This window comes from Streptomyces pluripotens (assembly GCF_000802245.2).
Classification (GTDB): domain Bacteria; phylum Actinomycetota; class Actinomycetes; order Streptomycetales; family Streptomycetaceae; genus Streptomyces; species Streptomyces pluripotens.
The window spans coordinates 2049062-2075618 of sequence record NZ_CP021080.1 but is presented as its reverse complement, the minus strand read 5'-3'; the positions used below and the strand labels follow the sequence as shown (position 1 = coordinate 2075618).

The 26557-nt window shown below is 70.1% G+C and carries 20 protein-coding genes, 3 tRNA genes and 3 pseudogenes; 17 read left to right on the top strand and 9 right to left on the bottom strand.

Translation table 11 applies throughout. From position 1 onward, the window contains the following. Window positions 1-245: 245 nt before the first annotated feature. The 3 genes and pseudogenes from LK06_RS09210 to LK06_RS09200 form a co-directional block, all read right to left on the bottom strand. On the bottom strand, window positions 246-1892 hold the full coding sequence (locus LK06_RS09210) for a M4 family metallopeptidase (RefSeq protein WP_043406545.1): 1647 nt from the start codon (window positions 1890-1892) through the stop codon (window positions 246-248). 172 nt (window positions 1893-2064) lie between these two features. Further along, window positions 2065-4263 carry a molybdopterin oxidoreductase family protein gene (locus LK06_RS09205; protein WP_052270272.1) on the bottom strand — a complete coding sequence of 733 codons (2199 nt, stop codon included), beginning with the start codon at window positions 4261-4263 and terminating at the stop codon, window positions 2065-2067. 231 nt (window positions 4264-4494) lie between these two features. Next, a pseudogene (locus tag LK06_RS09200) lies at window positions 4495-4692 on the bottom strand (hypothetical protein); the annotation flags it as partial. A 203-nt stretch (window positions 4693-4895) separates the two neighbouring features. Between LK06_RS09200 and LK06_RS09195 the strand changes: the two are divergent. The 5 genes and pseudogenes from LK06_RS09195 (at window position 4896) to LK06_RS09170 (ending at window position 12300) form a co-directional block, all read left to right on the top strand. Further along, window positions 4896-5753: a sirohydrochlorin chelatase gene (locus LK06_RS09195; RefSeq protein WP_039657157.1), complete on the top strand. Its 858-nt coding sequence runs from the start codon at window positions 4896-4898 to the stop codon at window positions 5751-5753. A 125-nt stretch (window positions 5754-5878) separates the two neighbouring features. Continuing rightward, complete coding sequence (locus tag LK06_RS09190) at window positions 5879-7162, top strand: deoxyguanosinetriphosphate triphosphohydrolase (protein WP_039657155.1); 1284 nt, start codon at window positions 5879-5881, stop codon at window positions 7160-7162. Between the two features lie 104 nt (window positions 7163-7266). Next, window positions 7267-8532, top strand: coding sequence for an NAD(P)/FAD-dependent oxidoreductase (locus LK06_RS09185; protein ID WP_039657154.1), 1266 nt, complete (start codon window positions 7267-7269; stop codon window positions 8530-8532). A 47-nt stretch (window positions 8533-8579) separates the two neighbouring features. Beyond that, window positions 8580-10490 (top strand): DNA primase, encoded by a 1911-nt coding sequence (gene dnaG, locus LK06_RS09180; RefSeq protein WP_043406539.1) that lies wholly within the window; start codon window positions 8580-8582, stop codon window positions 10488-10490. A 473-nt stretch (window positions 10491-10963) separates the two neighbouring features. Next, window positions 10964-12300: pseudogene (locus tag LK06_RS09170) on the top strand (RNA polymerase sigma factor). A gap of 58 nt (window positions 12301-12358) precedes the next feature. Here the strand turns inward: LK06_RS09170 and LK06_RS09165 are convergent. The 4 genes from LK06_RS09165 to LK06_RS09150 form a co-directional block, all read right to left on the bottom strand. Next, window positions 12359-14287, bottom strand: a complete 1929-nt coding sequence (locus LK06_RS09165; RefSeq protein ID WP_039657148.1) for an ABC transporter ATP-binding protein — start codon at window positions 14285-14287, stop codon at window positions 12359-12361. Then, on the bottom strand, window positions 14287-16020 hold the full coding sequence (locus LK06_RS09160; RefSeq protein ID WP_043406536.1) for an ABC transporter ATP-binding protein: 1734 nt from the start codon (window positions 16018-16020) through the stop codon (window positions 14287-14289). Before LK06_RS09160 ends, LK06_RS09165 begins: the two co-directional genes overlap by 1 nt. Before the next feature lie 242 nt (window positions 16021-16262). After that, window positions 16263-17720, bottom strand: coding sequence for a xylulokinase (locus LK06_RS09155; protein WP_039657144.1), 1458 nt, complete (start codon window positions 17718-17720; stop codon window positions 16263-16265). A gap of 93 nt (window positions 17721-17813) precedes the next feature. Further along, a complete protein-coding gene (locus tag LK06_RS09150; protein ID WP_039657142.1) occupies window positions 17814-18119 on the bottom strand; it encodes a hypothetical protein in 306 nt (101 codons plus the stop codon). 158 nt (window positions 18120-18277) lie between these two features. Here LK06_RS09150 and LK06_RS09145 point away from each other — a divergent pair. From LK06_RS09145 to LK06_RS09135, 3 genes are all read left to right on the top strand, one after another. Then, a tRNA-Asn gene (locus LK06_RS09145) sits at window positions 18278-18350 on the top strand. A gap of 6 nt (window positions 18351-18356) precedes the next feature. After that, window positions 18357-18429 (top strand) — tRNA-Asn (locus LK06_RS09140). 175 nt (window positions 18430-18604) lie between these two features. Continuing rightward, window positions 18605-18678: transfer RNA gene (locus tag LK06_RS09135), tRNA-Ile, on the top strand. Between the two features lie 260 nt (window positions 18679-18938). Here LK06_RS09135 and LK06_RS35220 read toward each other — a convergent pair. After that, window positions 18939-20084, bottom strand: a pseudogene (locus LK06_RS35220) (site-specific integrase); the annotation flags it as partial. A gap of 8 nt (window positions 20085-20092) precedes the next feature. Continuing rightward, window positions 20093-20845 (bottom strand): helix-turn-helix domain-containing protein, encoded by a 753-nt coding sequence (locus tag LK06_RS09115; protein WP_159025215.1) that lies wholly within the window; start codon window positions 20843-20845, stop codon window positions 20093-20095. A 106-nt stretch (window positions 20846-20951) separates the two neighbouring features. On the opposite strand from LK06_RS09115, the gene LK06_RS09110 reads away from it, so the two are divergent. The 9 genes from LK06_RS09110 to LK06_RS09075 all read left to right on the top strand — a co-directional run bounded on the left by LK06_RS09110 (window position 20952) and on the right by LK06_RS09075 (window position 25952). After that, complete coding sequence (locus LK06_RS09110) at window positions 20952-21149, top strand: hypothetical protein (protein WP_039657137.1); 198 nt, start codon at window positions 20952-20954, stop codon at window positions 21147-21149. A gap of 199 nt (window positions 21150-21348) precedes the next feature. Further along, window positions 21349-21813 carry a bifunctional DNA primase/polymerase gene (locus LK06_RS34040; protein ID WP_052270270.1) on the top strand — a complete coding sequence of 155 codons (465 nt, stop codon included), beginning with the start codon at window positions 21349-21351 and terminating at the stop codon, window positions 21811-21813. A 135-nt stretch (window positions 21814-21948) separates the two neighbouring features. Next, window positions 21949-22242 carry a hypothetical protein gene (locus LK06_RS34035; RefSeq protein WP_052270269.1) on the top strand — a complete coding sequence of 98 codons (294 nt, stop codon included), beginning with the start codon at window positions 21949-21951 and terminating at the stop codon, window positions 22240-22242. After that, the gene (locus LK06_RS09100) at window positions 22239-23336 is read left to right on the top strand and encodes an AAA family ATPase (RefSeq protein WP_052270268.1); all 1098 of its coding nucleotides are present in this window, start codon (window positions 22239-22241) and stop codon (window positions 23334-23336) included. The genes LK06_RS34035 and LK06_RS09100 overlap by 4 nt, the downstream gene beginning before the upstream one ends. A gap of 261 nt (window positions 23337-23597) precedes the next feature. Further along, on the top strand, window positions 23598-23957 hold the full coding sequence (locus tag LK06_RS09095) for a hypothetical protein (RefSeq protein WP_039657135.1): 360 nt from the start codon (window positions 23598-23600) through the stop codon (window positions 23955-23957). Further along, on the top strand, window positions 23957-24280 hold the full coding sequence (locus LK06_RS09090; RefSeq protein WP_043406532.1) for a hypothetical protein: 324 nt from the start codon (window positions 23957-23959) through the stop codon (window positions 24278-24280). The genes LK06_RS09095 and LK06_RS09090 overlap by 1 nt, the downstream gene beginning before the upstream one ends. Next, the gene (locus LK06_RS35215; protein WP_078858784.1) at window positions 24277-24789 is read left to right on the top strand and encodes a helix-turn-helix domain-containing protein; all 513 of its coding nucleotides are present in this window, start codon (window positions 24277-24279) and stop codon (window positions 24787-24789) included. Before LK06_RS09090 ends, LK06_RS35215 begins: the two co-directional genes overlap by 4 nt. Then, window positions 24786-25178, top strand: coding sequence for a hypothetical protein (locus tag LK06_RS09080; protein WP_039657129.1), 393 nt, complete (start codon window positions 24786-24788; stop codon window positions 25176-25178). The genes LK06_RS35215 and LK06_RS09080 overlap by 4 nt, the downstream gene beginning before the upstream one ends. 30 nt (window positions 25179-25208) lie before the next feature. Further along, window positions 25209-25952 (top strand): hypothetical protein, encoded by a 744-nt coding sequence (locus tag LK06_RS09075; RefSeq protein WP_043433133.1) that lies wholly within the window; start codon window positions 25209-25211, stop codon window positions 25950-25952. Window positions 25953-26557: the final 605 nt, after the last annotated feature.

Below are 26557 nucleotides of genomic sequence, written 5' to 3'. Positions count from 1 at the left end.
GGTCGGCGGCACCAGGTGCCGTGTCCTGTTCTGCCGGGCCGTCCCGGCGCAGCGGGGTGCGCCCGCGCAGCCGCCGGGCGGCCGTGCGGGGAGTCCGCCGGGCGCCGTTGGGGGGTGGCTCCGGCCGGCAAGCCGCGGTCGGAACCTCTTGTCTGGTCCTGCCGGGTCCTGCCGGGTCCTGCCGGGTCCCGCGCGGGAAGGCCGGCGCCTGCCCGCGGCACCGGCCTTCCGTCACTGTTGCGGGATCAGTGCACGTTGACCGCGTTCCAGGCCGCCGCCACCGCGTTGTACTCGGTCCCGGTGCCGTACAGGTCCTTCGCCGCGTTGAGGGTCGCGGTCCGGGCCCCCGCGTAGTTCGTCGAGGACGTCATGTAGACCGTCAGCGCCCGGTACCAGATCTTGCCGACCTTGTCCCGGCCGATGCCGGTGACCTTGGAGCCGTCGTATGTCGGGGAGTTGTAGCTGACGCCGTTGATGGTCTTCGGTCCGCTGCCCTCCGCGAGGAGGTAGGCGAAGTGGTTGGCCACGCCCGACGAATAGTGGACGTCGAGGTTGCCGACCGAACTGCTCCAGTAATCGGCCGAGTTGCCGTCCTTCGACGGCTGGTCCATGTAACGCAGTGCCGTCTTGCCGAAGCCGGGGCGGACGATCTGCTCGCCGATGAGGTAGTCGCCGGGGTCCGAGGGGCTGTTCGCGTACCACTCGACCATGGTGCCGAGGATGTCGGAGGTTGCTTCGTTCAGGCCCCCGGACTCGCCCGAGTACGTCAGTGCCGCCGTCTTGGAGGTGACTCCGTGGGTCATCTCGTGCCCGGCCACGTCCAGCGCCACCAGCGGCCCGAAGGTGGTCCCGTCGCCGTCGCCGTAGGTCATGCAGAAGCAGCTGTCGTCCCAGAAGGCGTTGTTGTAGTTGTTGCCGTAGTGGACGCGGTTGTACGAGCCCTTGCCGTCGTTCGCGATGCCGTTGCGGTTCTGGACGTTCTTGTAGTAGTCCCAGGTCTCGTCGGTGCCGTACTGGGCGTCGACGGCGGCCGAGGAGCGGTCGGCGTTGCTGCCCGTGCCCCAGTGGTTGTCGGCGTCCGTGAACAGGGTCGCCGGGGCCCGGAAGAAGCAGATGCCGAAGAAGCACAGGTCGGTCTTGTTCTCCGCGTCACCGGTGTAGGTGTTGCCGCGCGTGGGGTCCTTGAGCTGGTACGACGAGCCCGACTGGGTCGTCTCCAACGGTACGGTCCCGCTGTACAGGGACTGGCCGTCGCCGGTCGCCGTCTCGATGCTGTCCCAGGCGTCGATCTGTGCACCGGTGCGGGCGTCGGTCAGTACGGTCCGGGCGACCGGGTTGCCGAGTGAGTCCAGGCCGACGGCGTTGGTGCGCCAGGCCAGCTTCGGGGCGCCGTGCAGGGCGTCGACGACCAGCTCGGGCTTGGCCTTGACGTGCTTCAGCTTCTCGCCGAAGTTGGCGGCGCGCAGCGCGTGCACCGCGAGGCCGGCGGCCTTGGGGGCCGACACCTTCGGGGTGACGGAGGGCAGGGACACCCGCTTCCGGGTCGCCCGATCGGCGCTGCGGAAGCTGCCGTTGGGTTTCAGGTGGACGACGAAGTCCCCGCCCAGGACGGGGAGGTGGCGGTAGGTGCGGTCGTAGCGGATGTGCTGGGTGCCGTCCTTGTCCACGATCACGTCGCGGACCTTGGTGTCCTCGGCGGAGGTGAGGCCGAGGCTCGTGGCGTGGGCCACGAGGGCCGACGCCGCGTTCTCCATCGCGGTGGCCCGGGTCGGTCTGTTGTCGGCGTGGGCGGCAGGGGAGAGGGCGGTGGCCAGCAGGGTCGCAGTGGTGACGGCGACGCCGGCTGTGGCGAGACGACGGGTTCCTCGGATGTGCTGCCGTATCCGGCTCATCGGTCTCCTTGGGAAGGCGCCAATTCAGGCGTGGGGGTGGCGCTGATGTCCCATCAGTTTTAAGTGCTCATGACATGTCATGTCCATAGCGCCTTTCCGCCTTCGTGTCGGTTGCGCACCGCCGGCACCCGGATCGAGGGCGGCGATCGGCCGTCCCGGCGCTGTCAGAACCTCACTGCGGCCCGCGGCTCCGGGCGACCTCGGCGGACGCACCCGTGCGCCCCTTCGGCTCCGCCAGCTCGACCCGTACCGCACACGACTTGAACTCGGGCATCCGGGACGTGGGGTCGAGCGCCGGGTTGGTGAGGGTGTTGGCCCGGCCCTCGCCCGGCCAGTGGAAGGGCATGAACACGGTGTCCGGACGAATGGCGGTGGTGACGCGGGCCGGCGCCACCGCCCGACCCCGCCGGGACACCACCGCGACCGGGTCGCCGTCGGCTGCCCCGATGCGGGCCGCGAGCCGCGGATGCAGTTCCACGAACGGGCCCGGTGCCGCCGCGTTCAGCTCCGCCACCCGCCGGGTCTGCGCCCCCGACTGGTACTGCGACACCACCCGGCCCGTGGTCAGCACCAGCGGATACTCGGCGTCCGGCTCCTCCGCCGTCGCCCGGTGGTTCACCGCGGCGAACCGGGCCCGGCCGTCAGTGGTGGCGAAACGGTCCAGGAAGAGGCGAGGCGTACCGGGGTGCACACCGGCCGTCCCGGCCGCGCCGGTTCCGGACTCCCCGGCCCCGGCCGTTCCGGCGGCCCCGGTCGTGCCGGCCGGGTGGTCCGGGCACGGCCAGAAGACCCCGTTCTCCTCCGTCAACCTGCGGTAGGTGATCCCCGAGTAGTCCGCGGGGCCGCCCGCGCTCGCCCGGCGCAGTTCCCCGAAGACCTCCTCCGGGTCGTCGGGGAAGCCCTTCTCCACGCCGAGGCGGGCGGCCAACTCGCCGAGGACGTGCAGATCGCTGCGGACGCCGGGCGGGGGCACGACCGCCCGGCGGCGCAGCAGGACCCTGCCCTCCAGGCTGGTCGTCGTACCCGTCTCCTCCGCCCACTGAGTGACCGGCAGTACGACGTCCGCCAGCTCCGCCGTCTCCGACAGCACCACGTCCGCCACCGCGAGGAAATCCAGTGAGCGCAGGCGTTCCTCGACGTGTGCCGCGCGCGGTGCCGACACCACCGGGTTGGAGCCCATCAGCAGCAGCGCCCGGATGTCCGTACCGAGGGCGTCGAGGAGTTCGTACGCGCTGCGTCCGGGGCCCGGCAGCGAGTCCGGGGCCACGCCCCACACCCCCGCCACGTGCCGCCGCGCATCCGGGTCGTCCAGCTTGCGGTAGCCGGGCAACTGGTCCGATTTCTGACCGTGTTCGCGTCCGCCCTGCCCGTTGCCCTGCCCGGTCAGGCAGCCGTACCCAGACAGCGGCCGCCCTGCACGGCCAGTGGCCAGGCACAGGTTGATCCACGCACCCACCGTGTCCGTGCCCTTGGACTGCTGCTCGGGGCCGCGCGCGGTGAGCACCATCGCCGCCTCAGGCTCGCAGAACATGCCTACCGCAGCGCGGAGTTGCGGCACCGGCACCCCGGTGATCCGCTCGACGTATTCCGGCCAGTGCGCCATCGCCGCCGCCCGGGCCTCCGCCCAGCCGGTGGTCCGTTCCCGGACGTACGCCTCGTCCGTCCGCCCCTCGGCGACCACCACGTGCAACAGGCCGAGGGCGAGCGCAAGGTCGGTGCCGGGGCGGGGCGCGAGATGCAGGTCGGCCTGCTCGGCGGTCCGTGTACGGCGCGGATCCACCACGATCAACGTGCCGCCGTTCGAGCGGAGTTCGCTGAAGAAGCGCAGCGCGGGCGGCATGGTCTCGGCGAGGTTGGAGCCGACCAGGACCACACACCCCGTCTTCGGGATGTCCTCCAGTGGGAACGGTAGTCCCCGGTCCAGCCCGAATGACCGGATACCGGCCGCGGCGGCCGACGACATGCAGAAGCGGCCGTTGTAGTCGATCTGCGAGGTGCCGAGCACCACCCGCGCGAACTTGCCCAGCGCGTACGCCTTCTCGTTCGTCAGCCCACCACCGCCGAACACGCCCAGCGCATCGGCGCCGTGCCGCTCCCGTGTCCGTCCGAGCTGCCCGGCCACACGGTCCAGCGCCTCTGTCCAGCTCGCCTCCACCAACCGGCCGCGGGACCGCACCAGCGGTGCGGTGAGCCGCGCAGCCGGCGACAGCACCTGCGCGGCGGTACGCCCCTTGCCGCACAGCGCGCCCCGGTTGACCGGGAAGTCCGGGCGCTCGGTCACCTCGACGCCCCCCTGCGGCAGGGGCGTGACGTTCATCCCGCACTGCAAGGCGCAGTACGGGCAGTGGGTGGGCGTCGAGGCGTTCTCCATGCCGTCCAGCGTGCGTCGGCCGTGTTACGGCCCGCGCCCGCTCCCGGTTACACGACCGGCACGGCGACCTCCCAGCGTCCTTCCGGGCACGGTGAGGCGTACCCGCGCCTGCCTCCGGGCTGTGTACTCCACGGCTGCGGCGAGCGTCGTCGCCGCCCGGTTGCCGTGACCACCCGGTGCGGCTCACGGTCCCGGTGCCGCTCACGATCCTGGTGCGGCTCAGGGCCGGGTGCCGTTCACCGCCCCGGGGCCGAAGACCACCGCGACCTGCGCGGGCGGCACGTCCGCCGTCGTCCGCAGCCGGTCCGCAGTGGACACGTACAGCCAGGTCACCGGCAGCAGTGCCAGCACGCACCCGGCCACCACCGCCTGCACCAGCCGCCGCTGCCCGGCGCGGGTGCGGGGCAGCCGCGGTCGAGGAATCCTCACAGCGGCCCCTCCCCGTTCCTCCCGGACGCCGTCCCCGGCTCGCACGGGCCCCTCTGCGCCCCCCATGGATCACCTTCCGGTGATGAGGGACGCCACCGGCACCGCGAGGGTTCACACGCCGTACCGCTGCGCCGTGAACCCGTGGAAAACACCCGTGACGACCCCGCAACGGCGGCGCAACCTCGGGCCGCCAGGATCCTTGCATGACGGCGTCGCACCCTCCACCCTCCGAGCCAGACATCCGCCTCGACAGCACAGCGCACCTCTTGAACAGCATCGGCAGCCGGCTCGCCGACCGGCTGCGGCTCGTCTCCCCGATCGGACGCCGCCACCCGGCCCCGCCCACCCTCGTCCTGGTCGCCCACGGCAGCCGTGACCCGCGCGCACTCGCCACCGTACGGGCCCTCATGGCGCGCCTACGGGCACTGCGCCCCACCCTCCCGGTCCGCCTCGGCCACATCGAGCTGACCGAGCCTCTCCTCCCGGACACCCTCGCCGCACTCGGCGACACCCCCGCCGTGTGCGTTCCGCTGCTCCTCGGGCGGGGACACCACGTCAGACGGGACATCCCCGAGGCCGTGGCAGCCACTTCGGTGAACGCGCGCGTGGCCGCTCCGCTCGGCCCGCACCCGCTCCTGGCGGAGACGCTGTACGACCGGCTGATCGAGGCGGGTTGGCCGCAGGACGAGGCCGAGCCAGGGCGCCGTGGCGCCGCTGCCGTCGTCCTGGCCGCGGCAGGCTCCCGCGACCCCGACTCGGCGACCGACACCCGCCGCACGGCCCGTCTCCTGGCCGGTCGACTGAACGTCCCGGTGATCCCCGCCTACGCATCGGCGGCGGCCCCGACCGTCCCGGCGGCCCTGCGGGCACTGGCGGCACGCGGACGGCACCGGGTGGCGATCGCCTCGTACTTCACCGCACCGGGTCGTTTCGCGACCCAGTGCGCGGACCAGTCCCCGTGGCTCGCCTCCGCTCCCCTGGGGGTCCACCCGGCAATGGCCCGACTGATCCTGCACCGTTACGACCAGAGCCTGGCGGCACCGCGGACCGAAGCCGCCTGAGCGCTCCGCTGGAGGCCCCGGGACCGCACCACGTGCGCACCCGCGACCGCGGGACGGTCGGATCCGGCGGACCGCCGGGCACCCCGCACCACCGTTTTGTCACCGCCGGCGCTTAGTGTCGAGTCATGGAAGGCACCCGAACCGAACCCCTCCCCGGCTACGACCCGGCATCGGCCGAGCGCTGGGCACCAGAGCCGGACAAGCGCCCCGGCCGCACCGCCTTCCAGCGTGACCGCGCCCGCATCCTGCACAGCGCGGCACTGCGTCGCCTCGCCGGCAAGACCCAGGTGGTCACCCCGGGCGAGCGCAGCGCCCACACCTGGGACGCCAGCCCCCGCACCCGCCTCACCCACTCCCTGGAGTGCGCCCAGGTCGGTCGGGAACTGGGTGCGGCCCTCGGCTGCGACCCCGACCTGGTCGAAGCGGCCTGCCTCTCGCACGACCTCGGCCACCCCCCGTTCGGCCACAACGGCGAACAGGCCTTGAACGGGTTCGCCGACGACTGCGGCGGTTTCGAGGGCAACGCCCAGTCCCTCAGGCTCCTCACCCGCATCGAACCCAAACGCTTCACCGGGGAACGCTCCGTCGGTCTCAACCTCACCCGTGCCACCCTCGACGCCGCCACCAAGTACCCCTGGCGGCGCGGAGCCCATCCCACCGACCCGGAGTCCGGGAAGTTCGGCGTGTACGAGGACGACCGCCCGGTGTTCGACTGGGTCCGCGAGCACGCCCCGGGCACCCGCACCTGCTTCGAGGCCCAGGTCATGGACTGGTCGGACGACGTGGCCTACTCGGTGCACGACGTCGAGGACGGCCTGCACGCCGGCCACATCGACCCCAACTGCCTGCACGCGGAACCGGAACGGCAGGCGGTGTTCCAGGTCGCCATCGGCCGGTACGTCCCCGCCGGCACCGACCCGGCCGAACTCGCTGCCGCCCTCGACCGCCTGCAGGACGAGGAGTGGTGGCCGCACGGTTACGACGGCACCGCGGTCGCCCAGGCCCGTTTGAAGGATGCCACCAGCCAGCTCATCGGCCGGTTCTGCCTCGCCGCCGAAGGCGCCACCCGTGCCGCGTACGGTAGCGGCCGGCTCACCCGCTACGGCGCCGAACTCGTCGTACCCCGCGAGACCCGCATGGAGTGCGGGGTGCTCAAGGCGGTCGCCGACCGGTATGTGATGCAGCGTGCCGAGCAGGAGCGGCTGCGCGCCGACCAGCGGGTGATCGTGGCGGAGCTGGCGGAGGCGCTGACCGCCCGCGCGCCCGACGGTCTGGACCCGCAGTTCCGGGCGCTGTTCGACGGGGCGTTCGACGACCACGCGCGCAAGCGGGTGATCGTCGACCAGATTGCCTCCCTCACTGACGCCGCTGCCCTCTCGCTGCACGCGAGACTGGCGGGGCATATGTGAGAGGAAAGTGACCAGCCGTGGCCTGATCGGGTCACTCCCCCTTCCCGCAGCACGCTGCGTGCGGGACGCTCGCATGTGGCGGCACCCTTACGAGGAGGCATCAAGTGGTCGACGCGGATCAGACATTCGTCATCGTCGGAGGCGGCCTTGCCGGCGCGAAGGCAGCCGAGACGCTCCGCGCGGAGGGCTTCACCGGCCGGGTGATACTGATCTGCGACGAACGCGACCACCCCTACGAGCGCCCGCCGCTGTCCAAGGGCTACCTGCTCGGCAAGGAGGAACGCGACAGCGTCTTCGTACACGAGCCCGCCTGGTACGCGCGCAACGACATCGAGTTGCACCTCGGCCAGACCGTCGACGCGATCGACCGTACGGCCAAGACGGTACGCTTCGGCGACGACGGCACCCAGGTCCGCTACGACAAACTGCTCCTTGCCACCGGCGCCGAACCCCGCCGCCTCGACATCCCCGGCACCGGACTGGCGGGCGTGCACCATCTGCGCCGCCTGGCCCACGCCGAGCGGCTCAAGGGGGTGCTGGCCTCACTCGGACGGGACAACGGGCACATCGTGATCGCGGGTGCCGGCTGGATCGGCCTGGAGGTCGCGGCGGCGGCCCGCGAGTACGGGGCCGAGGTCACGGTGATCGAACCGGCCCCGACCCCGCTGCACGGCGTCCTCGGCCCCGAGCTCGGAGGTGTCTTCGCGGAACTGCACCGCGAGCACGGCGTCCGCTTCCGCTTCGGCGTGCGGCTCACCGAGATCGTCGGCCAGGACGGCATGGTCCTCGCGGTCCGCACGAACGACGGCGAGGAGCACCCGGCGCACGGCGTCCTCGCGGCGATCGGCGCGGTGCCCCGCACGGGCCTGGCCGAGGCCGCGGGGCTGGAGCTGGCCGACCGGGCGCACGGCGGCGGCGTCGCGGTGGACGAGCGGCTGCGTACGTCCGACCCCGATATCCACGCGGCCGGTGACGTCGCCGCCTTCCCGCTCGCCCTCTTCGGCACCAGGATCCGGGTCGAGCACTGGGCGAACGCCCTGAACGGCGGCCCGGCGGCGGCCCGCTCGATGCTGGGCGCGGACACCGCCTATGACCGCGTGCCCTACTTCTTCACCGACCAGTACGACCTGGGCATGGAGTACAGCGGCTGGGCACCACCGGGGTCCTACGAGCAGGTGGTGATCCGGGGCGACATCGGCAAGCGGGAGTTCATCGCCTTCTGGGTGAAGGAGGGCAGGGTGCTGGCCGGAATGAACGTGAACGTGTGGGATGTCACAGAACAGATCCAGCAGCTCATCCGTTCCGGGGCCAAGGCGGACACGGAAGCCCTCGCCGACCCGCACGTACCCCTCGACAGCCTCATCCCCTGACCCCGGCGGGCACCAGCCGTGTCACACCACCGCCGTAGAATCACCTCGTGGCAGGACGGATCAACGACGAGGACGTGAAGGCGGTACGGGACGCGGTCCCGATCGACGCCGTGGTCTCCGAATACCTCCAGCTGCGCAACGCGGGCGGCGGCAACCTCAAAGGCCTGTGCCCGTTCCACGACGAGAAGTCGCCGTCCTTCCAGGTCAGCCCGAGCAAGGGACTCTTCCACTGCTTCGGCTGCCAGGAAGGCGGCGACACCATCACCTTCGTGATGAAGGTGGACCACCTCTCCTTCTCCGAGGCGGTCGAGCGGCTGGCCGCCCAGGCCGGCATCACCTTGCGTTACGAGGAGGGTGGGTACAACCCGGCCCACCAGCGCGGCGAGCGCATCCGCCTGGTCGAGGCGCACAAGATCGCCGCACAGTGGTACGCCGAGCAACTGGCCACCAGCCCCGAGGCCGAAACCGGCCGGGTCTTCCTCGCCGAGCGCGGCTTCGACCAGGCCGCCGCCGTCCACTTCGGTGTCGGCTACAGCCCCCAGGGCTGGGACCACCTCACCCGCTATCTGCGCGGCAAGGGTTTCGCGGACAAGGAACTGCTTCTCTCGGGTCTGTCCCAGGAGGGCCGCCGCGGACCCATCGACCGGTTCCGGGGGCGGCTGATGTGGCCCATCCGGGACATCGGCGGTGAGGTGGTCGGCTTCGGCGCCCGCAAGCTGTACGAGGCGGACAACGGCCCCAAGTACCTGAACACCCCAGACACGGCGATCTACCGCAAGAGCCAGGTGCTGTACGGCATCGACCTGGCGAAGAAGGAGATCGCCAAGTCCAGTCGTGCCGTCGTCGTCGAGGGCTACACCGACGTCATGGCCTGCCACCTGGCCGGTGTGCCGACCGCCATCGCCACCTGCGGTACGGCCTTCGGCGGCGAGCACATCAAGATCCTGCGCAGGCTGCTGATGGACAACGGCTCCGCTCGGGTGATCTTCACCTTCGACGGCGACGCGGCCGGACAGAAGGCCGCCCTGCGCGCCTTCGAGGACGACCAGAAGTTCGCCGCCGAAACCTACATCGCGGTCGCGCCGGACGGCATGGACCCGTGCGAGCTGCGTCTGGCCAAGGGCGACGAGGCCGTCACCGACCTGGTCGAACCCCGTACCCCGCTCTTCGAGTTCGCGCTCCGGCAGATCGTGAGCCGCTACGACCTGGACACCCCGGCCGGCCGCGCCGCCGCCCTGGACGAAGCCGCCCCGGTCGTCGCCCGCATCAAGAACAGCGGCGCCCAGCACGAAGTCGCCGTCGACCTGGCCGGCCTGCTCGGCATCCTCGACACCCAGTTCGTGGTCCGGCGGGTCGCCCAGCTGGCCCGCTGGGCCCGGGACCGCGGCGGCAAGGGCAGCCCGCCGCAGGACCGGTCCCGCATCGCCGAACAACAGTGGGCCGCGGGCCCCCGCCCGGGCGGCAGCGGTCCGGCGCTCACCCTGCGCAACCCCGTTTACGCCGCCGAACGCGAACTGCTCAAGCTCGCCCTGCAGCGGCCCGAACTGGTTTCCCCGGCCTTCGACGCCTACGGCGTGGACGAGTTCACCGCCCCGCCGTACGCCGCTGTACGTCAGGCCGTCGCGGAGTCGGGCGGCGTCGAGTACGGACTGCCCGACCCACAGGAGTACCTGGTCCGCGTCCGCGATGCCGCGCCCAACGACACCGTCCGTGCGATGGTCACCGAGCTGGCCGTCGAGCCGATCCTGCGTCGCACGGTGGACGAGACCTACGCCGGCACGGTCCTGGTGCAGATCCGCCGCCGCGCCGTCGAGCGTCGGATCCACGACATCCAGTCCCAGATGACCCGCCTCTCCACCGGCGGTGACGCTGCCCAACTGGCTTCCGTGCAGAACGAGTTGTGGGTGCTCCAGCAGTACGACCAAGCGCTGCGCGAGCGGGGCGCGGAAGCGCTCTAGCCGACCGGGGTGTCCCCGGCCACGGCTCCCCCGTCTCCGGGAGGCCGGTGCCCCTGCCGGCAGCAGCCGGCTGGCGAACTCCTACTCCCGGTCGGCGAACTGCGGCTGCTCGCGACGAAGCGGGCCTGCCTCCCTGAACCCGGCGGGCGTTCCACGACGGATGCGCGCCGTGCGGCACGATCCGCGCGGCCGGCGTGCCGAGGTCGGCATCGGCGTGCAGCAGCAGTTTCGCGTGGTGCTCGAAGTCTGCCCGCCCCTGCACAGTCCGTCCGACACCCCGGCCCCCGCGGAACCAGCTCGGTCTCCACCTGGACCGCGCGAAGCCGTCCGCGGTTTCGTACGCGAGTCCGGACATTCGAACATCCGGGGATCGTCGCAGATCAGGGGGAAGGTAGTGCCCGGATTTCCGCCCGAGGTCACCAGTCGGTCACGAACCGGACGCAAAAAGTCACCGCACGCCCCTCGTAGCGGAGATGTGTCTTACCCCACACTGGGGGCGGTGCCCGAGTCCTCGGAGCGCAGGCCGTCGACTCTCCGCTACCGAAGTACCGCTGCCGCACACGTTCTGCAGCGATCATCCTGGAGGTCGCCCCCCGTGCAGACCCAGACCCTCACCCAGACCGACAGCAGTACCAGCGCCACCAGCGCCATCCGGGTCCCCGGCACCGCCGCGGACGAGCCGGACGCGGAGCCGGAGGTCCTCGTGGCCGTGCCCGCGCAGGGCCGCGCCGCGCTGCACCCGGAGGCGGTGCCCGCCGAGCAGGCAGAACCGCCCGCCACGGCACTCGCGGAGGAGCCCGACGTCCTCACGGAGCCCAGGGGCCCCGGCGGGACCGAGGCCGCCGCCGAGGCCGCGGAGCCCGCTGAGGTACCGGCCGTTGCCCGGGCCGAGTCCGGCGGTCCCTCCGCCGACCTGTTCCGCCAGTACCTGCGTGAGATCGGCCGCATCCCGCTGCTGACCGCCGCCGAGGAGGTCGAACTCGCCCGCCGGGTCGAAGCCGGCCTGTTCGCCGAGGAGAAGCTGGGCAGCACCCCGGACCTGGACAGCCAGTTGGCGAACGACCTGGACCGGCTCGTGGTCATGGGCCGGATGGCCAAGCGCCGGCTCATCGAGGCGAACCTGCGGCTCGTGGTATCCGTCGCCAAACGGTACGTGGGCCGCGGCCTGACCATGCTCGACCTGGTCCAGGAGGGCAACCTCGGACTCATCCGGGCGGTCGAGAAGTTCGACTACGCCCGCGGCTACAAGTTCTCCACCTACGCCACCTGGTGGATTCGCCAGGCCATGTCCCGGGCCCTGGCCGACCAGGCCCGCACCATCCGCGTCCCCGTGCACGTCGTGGAACTGATCAACAGGGTCGTCCGGGTCCAGCGCCGCCTGCTCCAGGAACGCGGCTGTGAACCGACCCCGGACGAGGTCGCGGCCCACCTGGACCTGCCGCCCGAGCGGGTCGGCGAGGTCCTGCGCCTCGCCCAGGAACCGGTGTCGCTGCACGCCCCCGTGGGCGAGGAGGAGGACGTGGCCCTCGGCGACCTGATCGAGGACGGCGATGCGGCCAGCCCGGTCGAGTCTGCAGCCTTCCTGTTGCTCAGGGAGCACCTGGAGGCCGTGCTCTCCACCCTCGGCGAGCGTGAGCGGAAGGTCGTGCAACTTCGTTACGGGCTGGTCGACGGTCGTCCCCGCACCCTGGAGGAGATAGGCCGCATCTTCGGCGTGACCCGCGAGCGGATACGGCAGATCGAGTCCAAGACCCTGAACAAGCTCAGGGACCACACCTTCGCCGACCAGCTGAGGGGTTACCTGGACTGAGCAAGGGAGAGGGGACCGCCGGCCGGTGGCCCCCTCCCCGGTAAGGCACCGGTCTGCGCTAGTCCACCTCGGCCACGGCCTGCGCGAACTGCGCCTTGTACAGCCGCGCGTACGCGCCGTCGGCCGCCAGCAGCTCCGTGTGCGCGCCCTGTTCGACGATCGACCCGTTCTCCATGACGAGAATCGTGTCCGCGTCCCGGATCGTCGACAGCCGGTGCGCGATGACGAACGACGTCCGCCCGGCCGCCAGCTTCGCCATCGCCTTCTGGATCAGGACCTCCGTACGGGTGTCCACGGAGCTCGTCGCCTCGTCCAGTACGAGGATCACCGGGTCGGACAGGAACGCTCGCGCGATGGTGATGAGCTGCTTCTCACCGGCGCTGACGCCCGAGCCCTCGTCATCGATCACGGTGTCGTACCCGTCGGGCAGGGTCCTGATGAACCGGTCGGCGTGCGCGGCCCGCGCGGCCTCCTCGATCTCGCCCCGGGTGACCTCGTGCGCGGCACCGTACGCGATGTTCTCCGCGATCGTGCCGCCGAACAGCCAGGTGTCCTGGAGCACCATGCCGATCCCGGCCCGGAGTTCGTTTCGCGACATCCGGCGGATGTCCACGCCGTCGAGGGTGATCCGTCCGCCGGAGACTTCGTAGAATCGCATCAGCAGGTTGACCAGGGTCGTCTTGCCGGCCCCCGTCGGGCCGACGATCGCCACCGTGTGCCCGGGCTCCACCATCAGCGACAGGTCCTCGATCAGCGGCTTCTCGGGGGCGTACCGGAACGACACATGCTCCAGCTCCACCCGACCGCGCAACTGGGTAGGCCGCTCGCCCGGCACCGGATCCGCCTCCTGCTCCTCCGCGTCCAGGAGTTCGAAGATCCGCTCGGCCGAGGCGACACCGGACTGCACCAGGTTCGCCATCGACGCGACCTGCGTCAGTGGCATCGAGAACTGCCGTGAGTACTGGATGAAGGCCTGGACGTCGCCGATGGACAGGGCACCGGATGCGACCCGCAGGCCACCGACCACCGCCACCAGCACGTAGTTCAGATTCGACACGAACATCATCAACGGCTGCATGATGCCGCTGTTGAACTGCGCCTTGAACCCGGCCTCGTACAGTGCCTCGTTCTGCTCGGCGAACCGGTGCGCCGACTCCTGCTGCCGGCCGAACACCTTCACCAGGGTGTGCCCGGTGTACATCTCCTCGACGTGGGCGTTGAGCTTGCCGGTGGCGCGCCACTGCTGCACGAACTGCGGCTGTGACCGCTTGCCGACCCGGGTGGCCACCACGAACGACAGCGGCACGGTGACAAGGGCGACCAGCGCGAGGACCCAGGAGACGTAGAACATCATCGCGAGCACACCGATGATGCTCAACAGGGAGTTGATCAGCTGTCCCATCGACTGCTGCAGCGTCTGCCCGATGTTGTCGATGTCGTTGGTGGCCCGGGACAGCACCTCACCGCGCTGCCGCTCGTCGAAGTACGACAGCGGCAGCCGTGACAGCTTCGTCTGCACGCCCTCCCGCAGCCGGTACATCGTCCGGTTCACGGCCCGGTTGACCAGCCGGGTGGCGACCGCCATCAGCAGTCCGGCCAACAGGAAGGTCCCCAGCGCGAGCAGCAGTACGTTTCCCACGGCGCCGAAGTCGATGCCCTTGCCGGGGGTGAAGTCGGTGCCCTTGAGCATGTCCGCGACGGTGCCCTGGCCCCGCGCGCGCATGGAGTCGAGCACCTGGTCCTTGGTGAGCCCGGCCGGCATCCGCCGGCCGATGATCCCGGCGAACACCAGGTCCGTGGCCCTGCCGAGGATCTTCGGGCCGACCACGTTCAGGGACACACTGACGACCACGCAGAGCAGCAGGCCGTAGATGGTGACCCGTTCGGGTTTGAACTGGGCGACGAGCCGCTTGGCCGACCCCTTGAAGTCCATCGAGCGCTGGTCGGGGCCGCCCCCGGCCATCATGCGTCCCATGGGCCCGGACATCAGGCAGCCTCCGCTTCCGTCAGCTGGGAGAGCACGATCTCCCGGTAGGTCTCGTTGTCCGCCATTAGTTCGTGGTGCCGGCCGGAGCCGACCACCCGGCCCTCGTCCAGCACGATGATCCGGTCGGCGTCCCGGATGGTCGCCACCCGCTGGGCGACGATGACGACGGTCGCTTCGGCGGTCTCGCGGGTGAGCGCGGCGCGCAGGGCCGCGTCGGTGGCGTAGTCGAGCGCGGAGAAGGAATCGTCGAAGAGGTAGATCTCCGGGCACTGCACCAAGGTGCGGGCGATGGCGAGGCGCTGGCGCTGGCCGCCCGAGACATTGGTGCCGCCCTGTGCGATCGGCGCGTTCAGTCCACCCTCCAGCTGCTGCACGAAGTCCCTGGCCTGTGCGACTTCCAGCGCGTGCCACAGCTCCTCGTCGGTGGCATCCGGGTTGCCGTAGCGCAGGTTGGTGGCGACCGTACCCGCGAACAGGTACGGCTTTTGCGGCACCAGCCCGACCGTTTTCGCCAGCAGTTCCGGGTCGACCTCTGGCACGTTCACGCCGTCGACCAGCACCTCGCCCTCGGTGACGTCGAACAGCCTGGGAACCAGCCCGAGCAGCGTCGACTTTCCACTGCCGGTGGAGCCGATCACGGCGGTTGTCTCACCGGGCCGGGCCACCAGGTCGATGGACTTGAGCACTGGTTCCTCGGCACCCGGGTAGCGGAAGCCCGCACCCCGGATCTCCAGGTGTCCGTGTCGGCGCAGCTCGGTGACCGGAGCCTGCGGCGGCACCACGCTCGAATCGGTTCCCAGGACCTCCTGGATGCGCTCGGCGCACACCTCCGCGCGCGGGACCATCATGAACATAAAGGTGGCCATCATCACGGACATGACGATCTGCATCAGATAGGCGAGGAACGCGGTCAGGTCGCCGATCTGCATCCCGCCGCTGTCGATGCGGTGCGCGCCGAACCACACCACCGCGATGGACGACAGGTTCACCACGGTCATGACCATCGGGAACATCAGCGCGAGCATCCGGCCGGTGGCCAGCTGCATCTCGGTCAGATCGGCGTTCGCCTTGCCGAACCGGCCCTGCTCGTACTCGTCCCGGACGAACGCGCGGATCACCCGGTTGCCGGTGATCTGCTCGCGCAGCACCCGGTTCACCGTGTCGAGCCGGGACTGCATGGCCCGGAACAGCGGCCGCAGCCGGCGCACGATCAGCGTCACGCCGATGCCGAGCACGGGTACGACCGCGACCAGTACCCCGGACAGCGGCACATCCAGGCCGAGCGCCAGCACGATGCCGCCGACGCACATGATGGGTGCCGACACCATGAGCGTGAACGTCATCAGGGCCAGCATCTGTACCTGTTGCACGTCGTTCGTCGTACGGGTGATGAGCGAGGGCGCACCGAAGTGACCCACCTCACGCGAGGAGAAGGACTGCACCCGGTCGAAGACGGCACCGCGCACGTCGCGGCCGAGCGCGGCGGCGGTCCGGGCACCGAAGTACACCGCACCGATGTTGCACACCACCTGGGCGAGTGAGATGCCGATCATCAGGCCGCCGAAGGACAGGATGTAGTCCGTGTCCCCCTTCACGACTCCGTTGTCGATGATGTCCGCGTTCAGGGTGGGCAGGTAGAGCGTGGCGCAGGTCTGCAGGAACTGCAGCAGCACCAGGAAGGCGATGGGTTTCTTGTAGGGCCTGAGATAGGTCCGCAGAAGTCGTATGAGCACGCTACGTCTCTCGGAGTCGGCGACAGGGGCTGGTCAGTGCACCCCCGGCCCTTATCGTCGGATACTCCGCCTGCGTTACCCCAACCAATTAGGCCGACAGCGACGCGGTTACGGCCTTACGGGTCCGCAATACCGGTGCACACGCCCACGGAAGACGGGTCCACGCCCTTACGGGTCCGTGGCCCGCCGACCGTGGCCCACCGCCCGTGGTCTCCACGGGGCGGTAGCCTCACGGGTCCGTGTCACGAGCCGAACGCTCCCGGATGGGTCTGTTCCCGCACCGAAGTGAACTGCTGCCGCACCGCCTGCCCCACCGCCAGGTCCTCGCCCGGTTCCAGCACCTGAGCCGCCGGGCCCTGCCAGGCCGGCGGGGTACGCGGGTCGAGCGTGCCCTGTGACACCCCAAGCGCCCATGCGGCCTGTCGGGCCGCACCGATCGCCGCGTAGTCCGCGGGTTGCGGTACGACGACCTGTGCGCCGAACAGCGAGGGCGCCGCGGCCTGCACGGCAGGCAGTTCGGCGGCCGGCCCGAGCAGGAAGACCCGGCGGACCTCCACGCCCCGTCCGCGCAGCACGTCCAGCGCGTCGGCGAGCCCGCACAGCATGCCCTCGAACGCGGCCCGTGCGAGATGCTCGGGCTTCATCGACTCGCGCCGCAGCCCCGCGAGCGTCCCCGCGGTGTGTGGCAGGTTCGGTGTCCGCTCACCCTCCAGATAGGGCAGCAGCACCAGTCCGTGCGCCCCCGGCGTGGACTTCATCGCCAGCTCTGACAGGCCTTCCAGATCCTGCAGACCGAGGAGTTCGGCGGTGCCGCGCAGGGCCCGCACGGCGTTCAACGTGGTGACGACCGGCAGGTGCATACCAGTGGCGTCGGCAAGGGAAGTGATCATCCCGGACTGGTCGGCGAGTGCCTCGGGATGCACGGCCATCACGGACCCGGAGGCGCCGAGCGACACGACGGCGTCCCCCAGCCCGATTCCGAGCCCGAACGCGGCGGCCATCGTCTCCCCGGTCCCCGTGGAGATGAGCAGCCCCTCCGGGGTCGTACCGGCCGCGTCCGCCGGGCCGATCACCTCCGGCAGGATCGCCTGGTGTCCGAGCGCCAGCTCGACCAGGTCGGGCCGGTAGGCGCCGGTGGCCGCGGACCAGTACCCGGTGCCGGAAGCACCACCGCGATCGGTGGTCCGCCGCACCGGCCGCCCGAGCAACTGCCACACCAACCAGTCGTGGGCCTGCAGCAGCAGGGCCGTGCGGCGCGCGTTCTCCGGCTCGTTCTTGGCGAGCCAGCGCAACTTGGTGACGGGCTGGCCGGCCTGCGGCACGCATCCGACCGCCTGCGCCCAGGCCTCCCTGCCTCCCAGCGCGTCGATCAGATCGGCGGCGGCGACCTGAGCGCGCTTGTCGCTGCCCACCAGCGCCGGACGTACCGTGCCGCCCTGTGCGTCCAGCGGGATCAGCGCGTTCTGCTGCGCGGAGACGCCGATGGCCTGCACGCCCTCCAGTAGACCGCCCCCGGCGGCCTCGCCCAGGGACAGCAGCCAGGCCTGCGGGTCCACATCGCTGGGCCGGCCCCCGCCGCCTTCCGGTGCGTCGACCGGATGCGGGGCGTAACCCTGCCTGAGCACGGCCCCTGTGTCCGTGTCGCAGACCACGATGCGAGTGAAATCGGGCGAGCTGTCCAACCCGGCGACTATCCCCATGCCGAGAATTTTGCCGTACCGCCGGGCCTGCTTCGGCCGAAGGCGAGTAAGAAAGTCCCTGGGCAGGGACGGGACCCCCCTCGAAGGGCGTTCCTAGGTGTTGCTTGTGCCCCAGTCGTCCTCGCCCGCGCCGTTGATGTTGCGCTCCCGGAGGGACCGCACCCGCTTGGCCACGGACTCGGGGACGCGCTCGCCCACCTTGTCACTCACCGTGTGGAAGGCCTTCCCGGCGTACACACGGCTCTGCTGGGCCGCCGCCTCGGCGGTGTTGCGTACGGCCGGGTTCTGCGCGAGCTGCCTGGCAGACTTCTTCAGCTGCTCGTAGCGCTCCCGTCCGGCCCTCGTGCCGAGTACGTAACCGAGGGCCAGTCCGGCGACGAATGTGAGCCGGTAGCGCATGGCTGCCACCCTTCCCTTGCCTAGGTCTCTGGTGCGGCGTCGACACCGGGGGATACCGATTGGCGGAGCACCCCCCTGCTTGCGCTAATGTATGTGTCGCAGCGAGCGCCCGCCCCCTGGCGATGTCCAGGTAGGTACGTTCGATGCAATCGAGGCGATCCTCCGTAGCTCAATTGGCAGAGCAGCCGGCTGTTAACCGGCAGGTTACTGGTTCGAGTCCAGTCGGGGGAGCTTCGGTCCTCCGTAGCTCAATTGGCAGAGCAGCCGGCTGTTAACCGGCAGGTTACTGGTTCGAGTCCAGTCGGGGGAGCGCGCTGAACGAGGACCCCTCAGGGGTCCTTTTTCATATCTGCGGGAACCGCGGCGCCTGCGGAGGTGTCTCAAGGCCATGAGCAGCGCAGAAGCCGACCATCCGAGGCAGGAGATCGTATGAGCGGCTATGCTGCGGCAGACGGCGCGCACACTTGTACGCGACACGCCGCTATGGGGCGGTAGCTCAGCCGGTTAGAGCAGCGGACTCATAATCCGTCGGCCGTGGGTTCGAGTCCCACCCGCCCCACTGCGAGCCGCAGGTGAAGAAACGATCTCACCTGCGGCTTTGGCGTTTCCGGGGGGTGTTGTGCCATCAGGCGAGTCGAGCTCAAGCCTTTGGCTGGGAACCACCTGGGAACGAGAGTCCCCCGGTTGGACCTGCTCGCGCCGTCGGCGCGGCACGAGGGACGCCGCCTTCTCGGCCGCGTCGCGCCCGACTCCACCCAGCAGGTGTGAGTACAGGTCTGTGGTGATCGTCACCGTGGAGTGCCCGAGGCGCTTCGACACGATCGCCATGTCGACCCCGGCGGCGAGCATCAGCGAAGCCTGTCCGTGCCGCAGGTCGTGCAGCCGTACCCGCCGCAGCCGTCGGCGCTCCCCGTCGGGCAGGTGTGCGTCGTCCTCGAACCGGACGGCGTCGATCAGCCTGCCGAAGAGCTTGGAGACGTGATCCGGGCGCAGGGCATCGCCGTCCTCATGGGCGAACACGAGCCCGTGGTCCCGGTACGCCGACTTCCACTTGCGGCGCTCCTCCTCCTGCCGCAGCTTGTGACTCAGGAGCGCACCGACGGTCAGCTCGTCGAGGTCGATGATCCGATCCTCGCCGCTCGCCGTCTTGGGCCGGGAGAACACCAGATCGATGTGTCCCCCTTCGCAGTACGGGCACGCCACGGGAGGCATGTCCCGCTTCTTGAGCCCGGACACCTGCACGATCTGCTGCCGCACGACGATCACCCGCCGGGCGAAGTCGACGTCGTCCCATCGGAGCCCGCACGCCTCGCCGCGGCGCAGGCCCGTTCCGGCGATCACCTCGAAGAGGGCGCCGAGGCGGTGCGTGCCGATGTGGTCGAGGAAGGCGCCGAGCTCGGCCGGCTCCCACGGGATGACCTTGGGGCGCTGAGAGGTCGGCAGCTCGACGTTCTTCGCCATGTTGAAGGTGATGAGCTGCTGCTTCACCGCGGTTGTCAGGGCGCTGCGCAGCGTCGCGTGTATCCGGCGCACGGTCGCCGTCTTCCGCTTCCCGTCATTGACCTCGGCGAGCAGCTTGTCGACGTGCGAGGGCCGCAGGTCGCGCAGGCGTATGCGGCCGAGGTGCGGCACGAGGTAGTCGTCGATGTGGTGCCGGTACGAGCGGAGCGTCGTTGGGCGCCGGCCCGCCCGCTCCTTGAGCTCCATCCACTTCTTGAGCCACTGCTCGACGGTCTGCCCGTCGTCGTGGGTGTAGCTGCCCTCACTGATCCGGGCGAGAACGGTGCTCAGCTCGCGCTCGGCCTCGTCGGCCGTGGCGAACCCGCCCTTCTTGAGCTGCTGCCGCTTGCCGTCCTTCTCGATCCCGGTGTCGGCGGCGTAGTACCAGGAACCGTGGGCCTTCTTGCAGTTCTTGCGCCGGCCCTTGGCGTCGTACTGGGCGGGGCACTGGCACCGCTTGAACACGTGGCCTTTCAATCTGCCTCCTTGGGGGGCTCGGGGTCGGTCGGAGCATCGGCCATGGCGAGGAGCTCCTCGGCCGTGGGCGGTGGTTCGATCTTTTCCTGGAAGTAGGGAGCCAGGTAGTACGGGAGCCCAGGGGGCTCCATGCCCAAGGCGCGAATCGCGGCCCTGATCTCCTCAACCTCTTCGGCCGTCCGGTACGTGCTGTCCGTCATCGCGTCGGCTACTTGAAGCAGGGCGCCGCGAAGCTCGGAGTCGAAGTCGTGGACCAGCTGGGCGGCTCGCTTGATCTTTTCGTCGGCCCGCAGCTGGTGCGATACGAGAGCGCGTACCAGCCGCTCGTGCTCGCGGACCAGGTCCGCACCGACAGGCGCGCTGCGGAAGAGTTCCCGCTCTTCCTCGGTAGCGCGCCAGGCTTCGGGGTGGTTGTGTTCCAGCCCCTCGCCGCCGAACCACTGGGTGGCTTGAAACGTGTCGATCTTTCGGCCAGGCAGCACTTCAATCCTTGCCTGGTAGCCCACAGGGAAGACGAGGGCGGCCGGTGGTACGCGCAGGGCCTGCGCGATGACCAAGAGCTCGGCGACAGAGAGGGTCGGTCGCCGACCGCTCTCGAAGTTGGCCAGTACAGATCGCGCGATGGGCATGCCGAGTTCGGCGCAGCGGTCTGCGAGCTGCTGCGCGCTCATTCCGCGTACCTGGCGGAAGCGCCGGACCTCAGTGGCCATCGTGCGGGCCAGTCGAGCAGGCCATTCCTCTTGTGTCATGGAAGCACAGTATTCAAGTTGATTGACACTGTCCAGCATTGAAGTGCATTCTGTGCTCACCTGTCACCAAAACCGAAGAGGTAGTGACTCAGTGACACAGCACAGCATGACCCGATCGGATCTCCTCGCTCTCCCGCCTGCGGTCGACCTCGTAACAGCAGGTCGCGCACTTGGTCTGGGGCGGAGCAAGGTCTACCAACTGGCCCAGCGTGGCGAGATGCCCGTACGGACGCTGCGCCTGGGCAGCGCCTACCGCGTGGTCACGGCCGAACTGCTCGAACTCCTCGGCGTTCAGCCGGAATAGGCGGGCCCCGGCCGGTGCGCTAACACCGAGCCGAGGCCCCGAAGCCCCTCAGCACTGCCCAGCTCTGAACAGTCACGGCGAGCGCGAGGTCTCTGACCACCTTGCGCCGCCAGTAAGGAAGCTTCATGTCCCAGGCTACTGAGCGCGCGCGTCGCTCGTTGCCGTACCTGCCCACCGGACGCCGGTCCGGGGCCGCCCGATGAACGAGACCGACACGGCACGGCGGGTCGAGCAGGTGCTCGACCTCGCAAGCCACGGCATGCACGTATTTCCTCTCCGCCCCGACGACAAGCGGCCGGCCGTGAAGGAGTGGCAGCAGCGGGCCACGACAGAGAAGGACGCGATCGTACGGGCGTGGTCGCACGGGCCGTACGGCGTCGGCATCGCCTGTGGTCCCTCCGGTCTTGTTGTGGTGGACCTCGACACGGCCAAGGGCGACACCCCGCCCGACGAGTGGACCCTGCCCGGGATCACCGACGGCGCCGACGTTCTCGCCGAGTTGCACGCCCGCCACGGGACTCGGTGGCCATTCGGCACCACCCCGGCGGTTCGCACCGCATCGGGCGGCCAGCACCTCTACTACCGAGCGCCGGTCGACGGCGAGATCCGCAACAGCGCCGGCCGCCTCGGGTGGAAGATCGACGTACGTGCGGTCGGAGGCTAGGTCGTCGCCCCGCCCTCAACCGCGAACGGTGACCCGTACCGATGGCTGACCGGCCTCGACGCCGAGCTCCTCGCCCTGCCCGAGTGGCTCGGCGAGCTCGTCGCCCCGGCTGCGCCCGAGTCAGCGCACGCGGTAGTGCTGCCTCTGACCCCGCCGCGCACCACCCGCCCGGGGTACGCCGCCGCCGCGCTGCGCGCCGAGGCCGACGCCGTCCGCACGGCTGCCCCCGGCACCCGGAACGACACCCTGCACCGGGCCGCGTTCAAGCTCGGCACGCTCGCCGGCCGCGGTGACCTCACGCCCGCCGAGATCGTCGACGAGCTGCTCGCCGCAGCAGCCGCCAACGGCCTCGGCCCGACTGAAACGGAGAAGACCATCACCTCGGGCCTGCGCTCCGGGATGCACCATCCGCGAGGGGCCGCCGTATGACCGCCCCGACCGCGCGTGAGCGCATTCTCGCTGCCGTCCCGGCCCAACCGAGCGAGGCCGCCATGCCCGACCGCACCACATGGCAGCGCGTCGACCTGGGCCCGGTGCTCGACGGCACCCGCACCCCGCCGCAGCCCACCATCGGCCGCCGTGACGACGGCGCCGGTCTCTTCTACCCCGGTCGCCTGCACAGCATCTTCGCCGAGCCCGAGGCTATGAAGACATGGCTCGCGCTCACCGTCGCGACCGCGGAACTCGCCCTCGGCAATGCCGTGATGTACCTCGACTTCGAGGACGAGGAAGGCGGCATCGTCTCGCGCCTGCTCGCCCTCGGAGCCCCGTCCGCCGCCATCGCCGAACGCTTCCACTACTTCCGCCCCGACGGGCCGCTCGGTGACGCCGGCCGCGCTGCCCTGGCCCCCTACCTCACCAGCCCGACCACCTTCGCCGTCATCGACGGCGTCACCGAAGCGATGGGGCTCTTCGGTCTCAAGCCGAAGGACGACACCGACGTGGCTGGCTTCTGGCGCATCCTGCCCCGATGGCTCGCCGAGCAGGGCCCGGCCGTGCTGCTGCTCGACCACGTCAACAAGGACCGCGAGAACCGGGGCCGCTGGGCGACCGGCTCGCAGCACAAGCTCTCCGGACTCAACGGGTGCGCCTTCGTACTGGAGAACATCACCCCCCTCGCCCCCGGGCAGACGGGCAAATCCCGCGTACGCGTTGCCAAGGACCGCCCGGGACAGGTCCGCAAGAACGCTCTACCGGGGAGCAACGGGGCGCTTCACTGGTTCGCCGACTTCATCGTCGAGTCTCAGCTCGACGGCTCGGCGCTCGTGAGTCTGCTCGCGCCCGCGCAGCACGAGGGACCGTTCAGGCCGACGATGCTCATGAAGCGGGTATCGGACGCGCTCGCGACGGCACGGGAACCGCTCAGCGTCCGCGGCGTCCTCGAACGCGTCTCCGGCAAACAGGACGCCGTACGCCGTGCGCTCGCGCTGCTTGTCGACGAGGGATTCGTAGGCCAGACGCCCGGCGCCCGTAACGCTCAGCTCCACGAGTTGAAGCGCCCGTTCACCGACTCCACCGACTGACCGTACGACCGTGTCCCACCGTGGCCGACCGCTTCCCCGGACACGGTGGCCCCGACCGTATGACCGTGTCCCAGTGTCCCTATAAGGGACACGGTCAACCGGGCCACACTCACGGCCCGCACTCACCCTCGGGACACGCTCAGCGTCTCCCCGACCACCAGATGCCCGGATGTCGCTTCCTCCGGTCTCCCTGCCGTCGCTGGGAACGCCCACACACGCCTCATTACGTCCTCACGCGCGCGAGGAGAGAAGGACCCCGAGATGACCAGTAAGAATCGCCCCGCCGCTGTGGTCGCCTTGGCCCGCGGCAACACGGCCGAGCAGGCCGCCCGCGAGGCCGGCGTCTCCGGCCGCACCATCCGCCGTTGGATGGAGGAACCCGAGTTCGGCCGGCAGGTGATGGCGACCCGAACCGAGCTGCTACAGCTTGCAGTCGGGCAGCTCGCCGCCGCCTCGACCAAGGCCGTGGCCACCCTTGTCGACGCACTCGACAACGAGAAGGGCCAGGCCCGCGTACAGGCTGCCCGTGTGCTGCTCGACGCCGTACTCGCCCTGCGCGAGTCTCTCGACCTCGATCAGCGTCTCGCCGCCCTCGAAGCAGCCGGGGGTGACGCGCACTGATGGCTCGCAGGAAGAACAAGCTCGCTGACCGCCTCGCCCGCCTCGAAGACGCGTCCCGCGAGGGCATGTGGCAGCTCACCCTCGAAGACGGCACCGCCGCCGCTCTGCCCGTGCTCACCGTCATGGACGCGCTCGCTGAGCTCTTCGGTTTCCCCGTCGACGCTGATCAGGACGATGACGAGCGGTCGTCGGGGCCGCCCCGACTGACGTTGACCCACGAGATACGGCTGCTCGCTCGCGTGGCCGAGGGCTCAGAGACGTCGATGCTCGGCCGTACTGTCGTGGCGCTTGCCAAGGAGGCAGTTCGGGAGGGCGGCGCATGAACGCTCACGACCGTTCCCAGAGCGTTCCCAATCCCCTCGCGACCTGCGCCGATGATGCCCGTAGCGGATACCAAATCCGCCGGTTCGATGGCTTGGATCGGGCACGGCCGGGCAGTTCGATGCTCCGGCCCGATGGATCGGTGGTCGTGCCACCTGCGCTCGCGAGTGAGGTCGTACGCATCCTCTCGGGTCACCTTGACGCACGGGTGCGTACAGATGGGGGCGAGCTCTCCACCGAAGCTCGGCGCCTCCTTGTCGCACTACAAGCCGGCGCCGAGCACGCGACCGCGAAGCCCGTACGGCCCGCCGCTACCGGAAGTACCTCGGCGGACCTTGGCACGGTCGAGGTGACCGTGACCGAGGCGGCGGCGCTCATGGAGTGTTCACCGCGCTGGATTCGGTCCCTGATCAAAGCCGGGCGCCTGCCCGCCCGGCGGGCCGGCGAGCGTCTGTGGCTCGTCGACCGAGCAGCTCTCGACCACCACCGCCAAGGAGGAACCGCCCTATGACCACCGCCGACGTTGACCGCTCCCAGTGGGAGGACACCACGCCTGACGACCGCAAGATCCCTTGGAAGAGGATCACGGCCCCGGAAGCCCGCTCGGGCCCCGTCAGTACGCACCCCGTCATGGCAGACCGGGGCTTCGTGCACACCGCGCCGTGGTGGGTCGACGGAACTCTCTACACGGACAACGCCCGCTGGTTCGGGCACGTCCGTGAGCAGGCGCAGCAGAGCGGGCAGCAGATCCTCGTCGAGGAAGCCCCGGACGGTGCGCCGGCCGAGCACCGCACCCAGGTCGAGGCCATGCGCCGATACGCCGAGCTGCACACCCTGCGGCCGGCCCGCCCCCTGCCGCGCGACGAGCAGGGGCAGCCCCTGCTCGTCCGGTTCTACTGACCAGCCCCCGCCGCCGAAGGACCCCACACCATGACCAGCCTCACCGGCCCGAGCATCATTGACGCACAGCTCTCCCTCGCCACCGTCCGCCGTGCCCGCGAAACCGACCTCGCCGGACTGCGTCGGCGCCTCGACGACGGGCTCAGCCAGGCCCGAACCTTCCGTGACCCCGACCTCACCGACGAGGCAAACGCCCGTCGCCGGGCGGAAATGGAACGTGCCGCCCGCGAGCACGCAGGCACCGAACTGGACGGCATCGAGCGCACGACCAACGCGGCGGCCGAACAGATCCGCGCGTACGCCGAACGCATTTCGGCACCGACCACGGGCACCGCAACCGAGCAACTCCTCGCCGAGACCCGCCGGGGGCGCGCGTGGGACCGTACCCGAGCCTTGCTCGACGCTGGCCGCAGTGCTGCTGATGTGATCGGCTCGGCAGACGTCGACACCCTGCGCGCTCTGCGCGTCGAACTCCCGTCGTACCTAGCTGCCAGGAGAGCCAAGCCCGAGGGCTTGGACGGCCGCGGCTGGACCGAAGCGGACCCGGCCCCGGTGCTACGCACGATTGACCGGGCCCTCGTCGACCGCTTGCCCAAGGACCAGAGTGCGGCCTTGCGTATCCGCCTCGACCTCGACCAGGCCGAGCCCGGCCTGCGTGAAACCGTTGCGGGCCTGCGGCGCCAGGCCGATGGCTCGGCCGGCGACGGAGACGGGCTGCGCAGCGCCATCGCTGCCCGCTTTGCCGACCAAGAAGCGGCTCAACTCGATACGTAGCTGACACAGTGCGCCCTACAGGTCCAGCCCCGCCAACCAGCGGAGCTGTGCCTTGTCAGCTCGCCCGGGCAAGCAGCCTTCCGCCCACCAACACCGCGTCCCTCCGTCGGGAATCACTGCTGTCCACGACCGTCCGCCCGCGTTGATGTCACCAATGGATGTCAACCAGCTTGTGAGCCGAGTCCCTAACAAAGTCTGTCGCGACCGGCGGTACCGATCTTCACAATCCCTGACAGAGTGTCAAATTCCGCGATTTCGGCGCTCCACTGGTGCATCTGGCCGTTGTGAGCGCCCGCCCGTTGCCTGCGTGACCGGAAGGCCCTGTCATGGAACGCTCGGGGCTCTACACTCCAGCAGACAGCCAGAGTGCTCCATATCGGGAGCACGGTTAAACAGTCGGTGAAAACGGGGGGATTGTGGCAAGTGGCTTTTCGCGCTTCCGCGAGCTTGGGGAAGAAATCGCAGACCGGGAAGTAAGGGTGCGAGCGCGGCCCGAAAGGGCGCGAATCTGGGGGCAAATAGAGCACATCGGAGCATTAAGCGAAAGCGAGCAGCGTCGACTCCAAGCGCGATATATGCGCGCCTGGCGGAGGAATCAGTACCAT

Bases quoted from the DNA above. Each gene is read 5' to 3' on its own strand.
- LK06_RS09210 (WP_043406545.1), bottom strand. From the start codon at position 1,892: ATGAGCCGGATACGGCAGCACATCCGAGGAACCCGTCGTCTCGCCACA.
- LK06_RS09205 (WP_052270272.1), bottom strand. From the start codon at position 4,263: ATGGAGAACGCCTCGACGCCCACCCACTGCCCGTACTGCGCCTTGCAG.
- LK06_RS09195 (WP_039657157.1), top strand. From the start codon at position 4,896: ATGACGGCGTCGCACCCTCCACCCTCCGAGCCAGACATCCGCCTCGAC.
- LK06_RS09190 (WP_039657155.1), top strand. From the start codon at position 5,879: ATGGAAGGCACCCGAACCGAACCCCTCCCCGGCTACGACCCGGCATCG.
- LK06_RS09165 (WP_039657148.1), bottom strand. From the start codon at position 14,287: ATGTCCGGGCCCATGGGACGCATGATGGCCGGGGGCGGCCCCGACCAG.
- LK06_RS09155 (WP_039657144.1), bottom strand. From the start codon at position 17,720: ATGGGGATAGTCGCCGGGTTGGACAGCTCGCCCGATTTCACTCGCATC.
- LK06_RS09150 (WP_039657142.1), bottom strand. From the start codon at position 18,119: ATGCGCTACCGGCTCACATTCGTCGCCGGACTGGCCCTCGGTTACGTA.
- LK06_RS09115 (WP_159025215.1), bottom strand. From the start codon at position 20,845: ATGACACAAGAGGAATGGCCTGCTCGACTGGCCCGCACGATGGCCACT.
- LK06_RS09110 (WP_039657137.1), top strand. From the start codon at position 20,952: ATGACCCGATCGGATCTCCTCGCTCTCCCGCCTGCGGTCGACCTCGTA.
- LK06_RS34040 (WP_052270270.1), top strand. From the start codon at position 21,349: ATGAACGAGACCGACACGGCACGGCGGGTCGAGCAGGTGCTCGACCTC.
- LK06_RS09100 (WP_052270268.1), top strand. From the start codon at position 22,239: ATGACCGCCCCGACCGCGCGTGAGCGCATTCTCGCTGCCGTCCCGGCC.
- LK06_RS09095 (WP_039657135.1), top strand. From the start codon at position 23,598: ATGACCAGTAAGAATCGCCCCGCCGCTGTGGTCGCCTTGGCCCGCGGC.
- LK06_RS09090 (WP_043406532.1), top strand. From the start codon at position 23,957: ATGGCTCGCAGGAAGAACAAGCTCGCTGACCGCCTCGCCCGCCTCGAA.
- LK06_RS35215 (WP_078858784.1), top strand. From the start codon at position 24,277: ATGAACGCTCACGACCGTTCCCAGAGCGTTCCCAATCCCCTCGCGACC.
- LK06_RS09080 (WP_039657129.1), top strand. From the start codon at position 24,786: ATGACCACCGCCGACGTTGACCGCTCCCAGTGGGAGGACACCACGCCT.
- LK06_RS09075 (WP_043433133.1), top strand. From the start codon at position 25,209: ATGACCAGCCTCACCGGCCCGAGCATCATTGACGCACAGCTCTCCCTC.